Origin of the sequence: Cohnella lubricantis, assembly GCF_014212015.1 — a bacterium.
Lineage (GTDB): Bacteria > Bacillota > Bacilli > Paenibacillales > Paenibacillaceae > Cohnella > Cohnella lubricantis.
Map to the genome: position 1 here is coordinate 1 of NZ_JACJVN010000091.1, position 7828 is coordinate 7828.

The following is a 7828-nucleotide window of genomic DNA, read 5'->3' on the forward strand; positions in this document are numbered from 1 at the left end:
CAAGTTCGACAGGGTCCGTTGATCCGATCCATGATCGAATCGATTACGCTCGATGTTCAGTTTTCAAGGAACAAGTTCTTTGCTTCTCTAACTCGTCGTTGTCGTAACAGCGACCTTTATAATGTATCACAATCGGCCAGTTCATTGCAACAAGTAATTTATTCCAACTCGTCAGCCATTCGCTTGCGATTCATCAGCGCCGTTTTGGCGCGAGAGTTAATGTACCATATCCGCAAGGCCTCAGTCAACCGTTTCCCGCACAAAATCGGATTTGAAATTTAAGTCAGGATCAAATGCTGCAGCCCAAGCACCAATCCGACGCCAGGAAGCCCCAGAACGGCAACCGTACCGATCGTCCCCGGATTCAGCGGCACGTACCATCCCGTTATCCAGCCGGAGAAGTTAAGCGCATAGATGGCCAACGCGGACAGCACCAGATGAGTGCCGAATCTGGAGAAGAATCCGCGAGGAAGCTTCCGGCGCGCCATCAAATAGAGAAGCGTACATGACGAGACGATGAATACGATTAGCCATATCGATCTCACATGAATATCCTCCAATCTTCTTCTTCGTCGTGATCAAGCTTGCTCCACATCAGCTTGGCCTTGCGCAATAGGATGTCCAGCTTCTTCTCCGCCGCTTCAAGCGAGTAGATGGCATAATCGACTTGCTCAGTCTCCACCGCCTCCTCGAACCGGCTGCGCGCCGCCGCGCACTCCCGCTCCGTATCCCGGATCTCCTGTACGATGCGCATTTTCTCCACATTCAAGACCGCCTTGGTCTTCCGCCTGCCTATAAGCGGCACGGCAACCCCCTCCTCGGACATGATGGACATGCAGACAACCCTATACCATGCATATGTCTGCGATTCTTCAATTAGAAGTCCAGGCCGGGAGCCAGGCATCATCCAAAATAAAAACGCCCCGAAGGGCGTTTGATATCCGAAATGATTAGGGCAGGTAAAACGTTAGTAGAGTTCGCGGCGGCCTTCCAGCGCTTTGGACAAGGTCACTTCATCGGCATACTCCAAGTCGCCGCCGACTGGCAGTCCGTGTGCAATACGGGTCACCTTGATGCCGAACGGCTTCACGAGGCGGGACAAGTACATCGCCGTCGCTTCGCCTTCGATGTTCGGATTGGTGGCAAGAATCATCTCCTGCACCTTCTCATCGCTTAGCCGGCGAAGCAGCTCCGCAATGCGGATATCGTCCGGCCCGATCCCATCCATCGGCGAGATTGCGCCGTGCAGCACGTGATAGAGGCCGCTGAATTCCCGCGTACGCTCCATGGCGACCAGATCCTTCGGCTCTTGAACGACACAGATGACCGATTGGTCGCGCGTCTTATCGGAACAGATCCTGCAAGGATCGGTATCGGTAATATTGCAGCATACAGAGCAATAGGTCAGCTGCCGCTTCACGTTGACGAGCGCCTTAGCGAAATCAATCGTGTCTTCTTCCTTCATCCGTAAAACATAAAACGCCAACCGGGCAGCTGTCTTGGGACCTATGCCCGGAAGGCGGGAGAATGAGTCAATTAATTTGGCAATCGGTTCGGGGTAGAACAAAGCTTCTCATACTCCTCTATTCAGCCGCCGCGACGAACGGCGTACCGCCGCCGCAGCGTCCGATGTCGCTTGATCAGAACAGGCCGGGGATCTTCATGCCTCCGGTAAATTTGCCCATGTCATTGTTAGCCAGCTCGTCGGCTTTGGTCAGCGCGTCGTTCACAGCGGTCAGAACCAGATCCTGCAGCATCTCAACGTCTTCCGGATCAACCGCTTCCGGCTTGATGTTGATGCTGAGCACTTTCTTGTGCCCGTTCACTTGTACGGTCACGACGCCGCCGCCGGCGGAGCCTTCAATCGTCTTGGAGCCGAGCTCTTCTTGGGCCTTCAGCATCTGCTCCTGCATCTTCTTCACTTGCTTCATCATTTGGTTCATGTTGTTCATTATCATACGCCTCCTCAAGTCGTCTTAAATCTAGCTTATTCATCCTTGATAACGACAAGCTCTTCTCCGAACAAGCGGACCGCCTCATCCACCAGCGGTTCGCCAGCCGGTTCGCCGCCATCCTCGGGAACGAGCCGAAGCTCTTCGGCGGCAGCCTCTTCCCTCAGCGCCCCTCCGCCTGCAGCCAAGGCATCCTGCCACTCCTTCTGAGTGACGGTTGCCAACTGCGTCGGGTGTCCCAGCAGCGCGGATAACACGCCTTCGATCACTTGCTTGTTCGCAGGCTTCTCCGTCGTCTCCCGGTGGATCGTATTGCGGAAGGCGACGAGAACGGTGTCGTCCGCGTAGGAGACCGGCTCGCCGTCGACGAGCCAGGCATGCACCGTCACCCGTTCCTCCTTCACGCGCTGCAGCACCTGCGGCCACTTGGACAGCGCCTGCAGCGAGTTCGGCGCCCCTCGGGCCGCGAGGAACGGGTCAAGCTTCACGCGAGAGCGGAGGCTCTTCGCGGGAGCGGCTCCCGGGGCGGAGCCCCGCCCGCGGGCGGACAGCCCGCCTGCGGCTCCGCCGCCGGCTTGCGCCGAGGCGGACGCGATGCCGCCGCCGCGCTGCAGCTCCTCGAGCCTGCGCTCGAGGTGGGCGACCTGCTGCTGCAAGCGCTGCAGGTCGGCCCCTCCCGCCGCGGCGGATGCGCGCGGCGGAGCTGACGCGGCTTGCGCAGCGCCGTCTGCGGACGCAGCGTCAGCGTCGGAGGCGCAGAGCTTGAGCAGCGCGATCTCGAACATCGTCTGCGGATGAGCCGCGTACTTCATCTCCGCTTGATAGCGGTTCAGCACATCGATGATCGAGAACAGCCGCTCGCGCGGGAAGCCTTCCGCCATGGCGCGAAGCTCGCCGGGGGCGGCGACCCGTCCGGCCGAGGCGGCCGCTTGCGGCGCCAGCTGGGCAAGCAGCAAATCCCGGAAATAATGCATCAGCTGCTCCAGGCACTTGTCCGCGCTCTTGCCCGCGCGCATCATCTCGTCGACTTCGCGCAGCACGGCCGCGGCATCGGAATCTCTCACGGCGGCGGCGAGACGGCCGAATTGCTCAGACGGCAAGCCGCCCGTCGCTTCGACGGCGTCGTGAAGCGTCACTTGGCCGCCGGTGAACGAGGAGATCTGATCGAGCAAGCTGAGCGCATCCCGCATCCCGCCGTCGGACAGACGCGAGATATACACCAGCGCCTCGTCCTCGGCCCGAATGCCTTCCTTCCGGCAGATGTCCTGCAGCCATTCGGCCTGCTCTTCTAGCGACACCCGTCTGAACTCGAAGCGCTGGCAGCGGGAGATAATGGTCGGCGGAAGCCGATGGGGCTCCGTCGTCGCGAGCATGAACATAACGTGCGCCGGCGGTTCCTCCAGCGTCTTGAGCAATGCGTTGAACGCTTCCGTCGTCAGCATATGCACTTCGTCGATGATGTACACTTTGCGCCGGACTTCCGTCGGCGCGTACTTGACTTTATCCCGTATATCGCGGATCTCTTCTACCCCTCGGTTGGAGGCGGCGTCGATCTCGACGACGTCCATCACCGAACCCGCGGTAATCCGCTTGCATGATTCGCATTCATTGCAAGGCTCCGGCGTCGGTCCCCGCTCGCAGTTGATCGCCTTGGCCAGCAGCCGAGCCGTGCTCGTCTTCCCCGTCCCTCTAGGACCGCTGAACAAATAAGCGTGGGACAGACGATCCTCGCGGATCGCATTCTGCAGCGTCTGTACGATGTGCGGCTGGCCGACCATGTCGCGGAACGTCTGCGGGCGCAAGGCCCGGTATAAAGCGATATGGGCCATTCGAAGTCGCTCCCGTCGGATTGTAGGCTTTCCCTCCATTATACATCATCGGACGGAAGCGCTCCACCGCCGGATACAAGCTCTTGCCCCGGAACGGAGGCGGCCGGAATCGCCACCGAGAAAATCGTGCCCCCAGCCCCGCTCCTCACGCTGATGCTTCCGCCCAGCTCGTGAATAATCCGTTGGCAGATCGACAAGCCCAGGCCGGTCCCATGCTCCTTGGTCGTGAAGAACGGGTCGAATATTCGGTCCAGACGATCCTCCGGAATGCCGGGGCCCGTATCGCATATGTCGACCGTCACCCCTCCTGAGGCCGACGGGCTTCGCCTCTCGCGTATAATCAATGATCCCCCTTTGTCCATCGCTTCGATCGCATTCTTCCCCAGATTCAGAAAGACCTGCTTCAGCATCTCCTTATCCGCATAGACGGGCGGCAAATCAGGCTTAACTTCGTAATGCAGCGATACGCCGTGCATAACCGCTTCATTGCGAAGCATCGGGAGCATCTCTTCGAACAGCTTCCCGATCCGGATCGGCTGCAGCTCCACCTTCTTCGGCTTGCTTAGAAGGAGAAATTCGCCTACCAGCGAATTCACCCGCTCGAGCTCCGTTAGCACGATCTCGACGTAATCCAGCTCGCGGCTCATCTCCCGTTCGGCGAGCGGCCGCTGCAGCAGCTGGATGAAGCCCTTGATCGCCGTCAGCGGGTTGCGAATCTCGTGGGCCGTTCCGGCCGCGACTTCCCCAATCATTTTCAACCGGTCGGATCTTCGAATCTGTTCTTCAAGCTCATGCAAGTGCGTGACGTCTCGGAAAATGACATAGGCCCCGATGGCCTTCCCCTCATCCCGGAGCAGATCGCCGTCGAGCACCCACTCGCGCTTGCGCTCGCCGATCCGGCAAGTGTAGCTGCGATTGCGGAATGAACCGCCGCGAAGCAGCGACCGGTCGACCGGCAGCGGATCCGGCAGACGCCGGAACAGCCCGCCCGCCTCTCGGCCCAACAGCTGGCTCCGTTCTCTCCCGAACGCAGCGCAGACCATGGAGCTTACCTCCACGATCCGAAAGCGTCGGTCCAGCAGCAGCAGCCCAAAGCTCTCGTCGCCGATGACATGATCCAAGAAACGTCTGAGGAAATGCTCTCTGTCGACTACCCGGTTGTTCGAATGATCCATATGGACACATCACCCTCCGGTCTGCCCGTCCCAATCCGATGGATATAAAAAAACACCTCGCGCACGGGGTGTCTGTGCCGAGATGTCTTCAATCTAGCGTGTTATGAACGTCTTCTATTCAGTAAGGAATATCCATCATTAGGACCGTGCACCTGTCCCTGATCATTGCCATCCAGCCGGACATGCCGGCTCGCTCCTGCAAGGCTGCCCTTCAACACAAGAACGTGACCACTTACGGCTGCTTCCTTCCGGACCTGACCGGGTTCATGGGCGTCCCTTGCGAAGGACCCTGCTATCAACACGAGACCAAACATGCCGGAACCTGCGTGGCAAGACCTCAGACAGGAATTCAACCTCGCTATAGCGGATTGCGAGTTACAGGGCACCGCTACCTCCCCGTCTAGCACGGCATGACTTAGTATAACGAATTCGGGACGCAAGCGCAACCGAAGGGAACGTTTCCCTAACGGAGTGAAGTTCAACCGCCGATCGCCTGCCGGGCCCAGCTGTTATTTAGCTGTTATTTATAGGAAGTCACATGAACCGTGTAACGGGGAAAATTAAATCGCAGCACCGACGCGGCTTCCTTCTCAACCCTCGATGTATCCTGCGCGCTAAGGCCTGGGTCCAGCTTGATCCGGATATAGGCCTGGGCCCCATTAAAGGTGACCGCGCTGCTGCGGACGCCGCGCACGTTCTTGATCGCATCCGCCATCAGCACCCCGTCGTTCTTGTAGCTGAGCGCCATATGCCGTCCGGGGATGTGGGGATTGGCGTTCGTCTGGCCGAGATAGCCGTCGTTCGCGTAGCTTTGCGATTTGATGCTGCTAGACTGCTGCTGATTGCCGCAGCCAGCTATTGCGCCGGAGATGGCCAAAGTCAGCGCCAATGACGTAAGCAGCACCCTTATGTTGTTAGCGTGCATGAAAAAAACCTCCCTTTATCCGGTAGGATGCAAAGGGAGGCTTATTTCTATACCGCCAAATCTTACAGGCCGTATTTCTTCTTGAACTTATCAACACGTCCGCCGGCATCCAGGAACTTCTGTTTGCCCGTGAAGAACGGATGGCAAGCGGAGCAAATTTCGACGCGGATGTTCGGACGAACCGAACCCGTTTCGAACGTGTTGCCGCAAGCACAAGTCGCCGTCGTCACATGATACTGTGGGTGGATGGACTGTTTCAACGCGTTCACCTCTTTCTGCCCTGAATCGCATGCGGATCCAGAGTATTAGACACATGAATGGATTATATCACGCTAAGCGCCGAATTAACAACCGGAAAAATGGTGCATCCGGAGGGGCGAGAGGAGTTGCTCGGGTTGGGCGTGTAATACGGGTATCGGCGGCTCCTCTGGCTGAGTTACACGGTTTAGACGAGTATAAGATCTACGCCTTCTGCGTTCGCGGCGGCACGTGGGTGAACGAGCCGATGACGACGTCCGGCAGCTCCTCGCGGAAAATGTCCAGCAGCGTCTTCATGCCGTAAACCTCGCCTTGCGCGGGCGGGATGAGCGACAGGTACGCGTCCGGATCGATGTTCAGGTTGCGCATCTGAATGAGCTTCAGCCCCGTGCGCTTCGCGAAGCCGATCATCGCTTCGATCTCTTCTTCGCGGTCGGTCACGCCTGGGAACACGAGGTAGTTGATCGACGTATACACGCCCTTGTCCGTCGCGTACTTGAGCGACTTCTCGACATTGGCGAGCGTATAGCCGCGCGGACGGTAATAAGCGTTGTAGTGATCGTCCAGCGCGCTGATCGTGCTGACGCGCATCAGATCAAGGCCGGCGTCGACGATGCCGCGGATATGATCCGTCAAGCCCGCGTTCGTGTTGATATTGATGTAGCCCATCTGCGTCTGCTCGCGCACGCGCTTGATCGCTTCGATGATCGTCTTGGCTTGGGTTGAAGGCTCGCCCTCGCAGCCCTGGCCGAAGCTGATGATCGAATCGGGCTCGCGGAGGTGCTCCAGCATAATCTCAACCACTTCGTCCGCCGTTGGCTTGAACTGCAGCCGCGTCTGCGGGGAGACGAAGCCGCTGTCGTCCGGCTGCTCGGAGATGCAGCCGAAGCAGCCCGCGTTGCAGGCGAACGAGCCGGCACGCCGCCTTCCCAGCGCTGCAGGAAGGTGTTCGAAGAGGTCAGGCACTCATAGCCGAGCGCGCAATTGGACAGATGCTGGTACAGACGGTTCTCCGGGTACTTCTCCACCAATCGATCGACGCCGCGCTTCACTTCGCCGCGGTCGCAATTGTCCGGGTTCCAGCGCTCTGCGTCGTCGCTCTGGCAAGCGGCGACGTAGAAGCCGTCGTCCTTCCAGACAACGGCGGTATAGCCGAACAAGGGCAGCATCTGCGTCTTGTCGGTCTTCGTGTAGCCGGGCACGTAGAAGCGCGTATAGCCTTGCGGCAGGAGCGCGCCGACGGCGTAATAATCGCCGGGAAGCGGCACCATGCGGCCCGAGTCAGGGTCCATGCCGACGGCGCGGGTATATGGCAATCCAACCAGCGCGGCGCCGGGCGGCAGCGGAATGAGATCTTCTTCGAGCAGTTCGACGAGATCGTTGCCGCTTCGCGCGACGGCCAAGAGATCCGGATGGTCGAAAACATTGTTGTTCTTATCTGCATAAACGAGATGCATCGTTCAAAGCCCCTTTCTATTGCCAAGGACGCGCGTTAAGCCTGCGGCTCGTCGTTCTTCGACACGCGGCGAGTCGTCGTGCGCTTGGCGGGCGCTTTGGCCGGCGCGCCCTCAGCCGGTTCCGGCGCGGGCGCCGCCGGGGCGGCATCCGCGTTCGCGGATGCCGCGGATCTCGCGCGCGGCGCCGTCGTGCGCTCGGACGCGCCGCTGGTCTTGGCGCGCGTGCTTGCAG

Annotated in this window: 9 protein-coding genes, 1 other RNA gene and 2 pseudogenes; 1 reads left to right on the plus strand and 11 read right to left on the minus strand. The window is 59.3% G+C overall.

Going from position 1 to position 7828, the window contains the following annotated elements; translation table 11 throughout:
- The coding region (locus H4Q31_RS21395) for a hypothetical protein (RefSeq protein WP_221626920.1) at positions 1–282 on the plus strand (282 nt) is incomplete at its 5' end.
- Here the strand turns inward: H4Q31_RS21395 and H4Q31_RS19825 are convergent.
- The 11 genes and pseudogenes from H4Q31_RS19825 to H4Q31_RS21400 all read right to left on the minus strand — a co-directional run.
- Entirely contained in the window at positions 279–545 is a 267-nt protein-coding gene (locus H4Q31_RS19825; RefSeq protein WP_311771771.1) for a pro-sigmaK processing inhibitor BofA family protein, read from the minus strand. The two genes, H4Q31_RS21395 and H4Q31_RS19825, sit on opposite strands and share 4 nt — an antisense overlap.
- Positions 542–805 (minus strand): DUF2508 family protein, encoded by a 264-nt coding sequence (locus H4Q31_RS19830; RefSeq protein WP_185180797.1) that lies wholly within the window; start codon positions 803–805, stop codon positions 542–544. The genes H4Q31_RS19825 and H4Q31_RS19830 overlap by 4 nt, the downstream gene beginning before the upstream one ends.
- Positions 806–967: 162 nt before the next feature.
- Positions 968–1567: a recombination mediator RecR gene (gene recR, locus H4Q31_RS19835; RefSeq protein WP_185180798.1), complete on the minus strand. Its 600-nt coding sequence runs from the start codon at positions 1565–1567 to the stop codon at positions 968–970.
- Positions 1568–1640: 73 nt separating this feature from the next.
- Positions 1641–1952 (minus strand): YbaB/EbfC family nucleoid-associated protein, encoded by a 312-nt coding sequence (locus H4Q31_RS19840; RefSeq protein WP_185180799.1) that lies wholly within the window; start codon positions 1950–1952, stop codon positions 1641–1643.
- Between the two features lie 35 nt (positions 1953–1987).
- Positions 1988–3781 carry a DNA polymerase III subunit gamma/tau gene (dnaX, locus tag H4Q31_RS19845; protein WP_185180800.1) on the minus strand — a complete coding sequence of 598 codons (1794 nt, stop codon included), beginning with the start codon at positions 3779–3781 and terminating at the stop codon, positions 1988–1990.
- A gap of 38 nt (positions 3782–3819) precedes the next feature.
- Positions 3820–4956, minus strand: a complete 1137-nt coding sequence (locus H4Q31_RS19850) for an ATP-binding protein (RefSeq protein WP_185180801.1) — start codon at positions 4954–4956, stop codon at positions 3820–3822.
- Between the two features lie 144 nt (positions 4957–5100).
- An RNA gene (ffs, locus tag H4Q31_RS19855) (signal recognition particle sRNA large type) lies at positions 5101–5365 on the minus strand.
- Between the two features lie 111 nt (positions 5366–5476).
- On the minus strand, positions 5477–5881 hold the full coding sequence (locus tag H4Q31_RS19860) for a hypothetical protein (RefSeq protein ID WP_185180802.1): 405 nt from the start codon (positions 5879–5881) through the stop codon (positions 5477–5479).
- A gap of 62 nt (positions 5882–5943) precedes the next feature.
- Complete coding sequence (gene rpmE / locus H4Q31_RS19865; RefSeq protein WP_185180803.1) at positions 5944–6141, minus strand: 50S ribosomal protein L31; 198 nt, start codon at positions 6139–6141, stop codon at positions 5944–5946.
- 202 nt (positions 6142–6343) lie between these two features.
- Positions 6344–7596: pseudogene (locus tag H4Q31_RS19870) on the minus strand (radical SAM family protein).
- Between the two features lie 35 nt (positions 7597–7631).
- Positions 7632–7828: pseudogene (locus H4Q31_RS21400) on the minus strand (hypothetical protein); the annotation flags it as partial.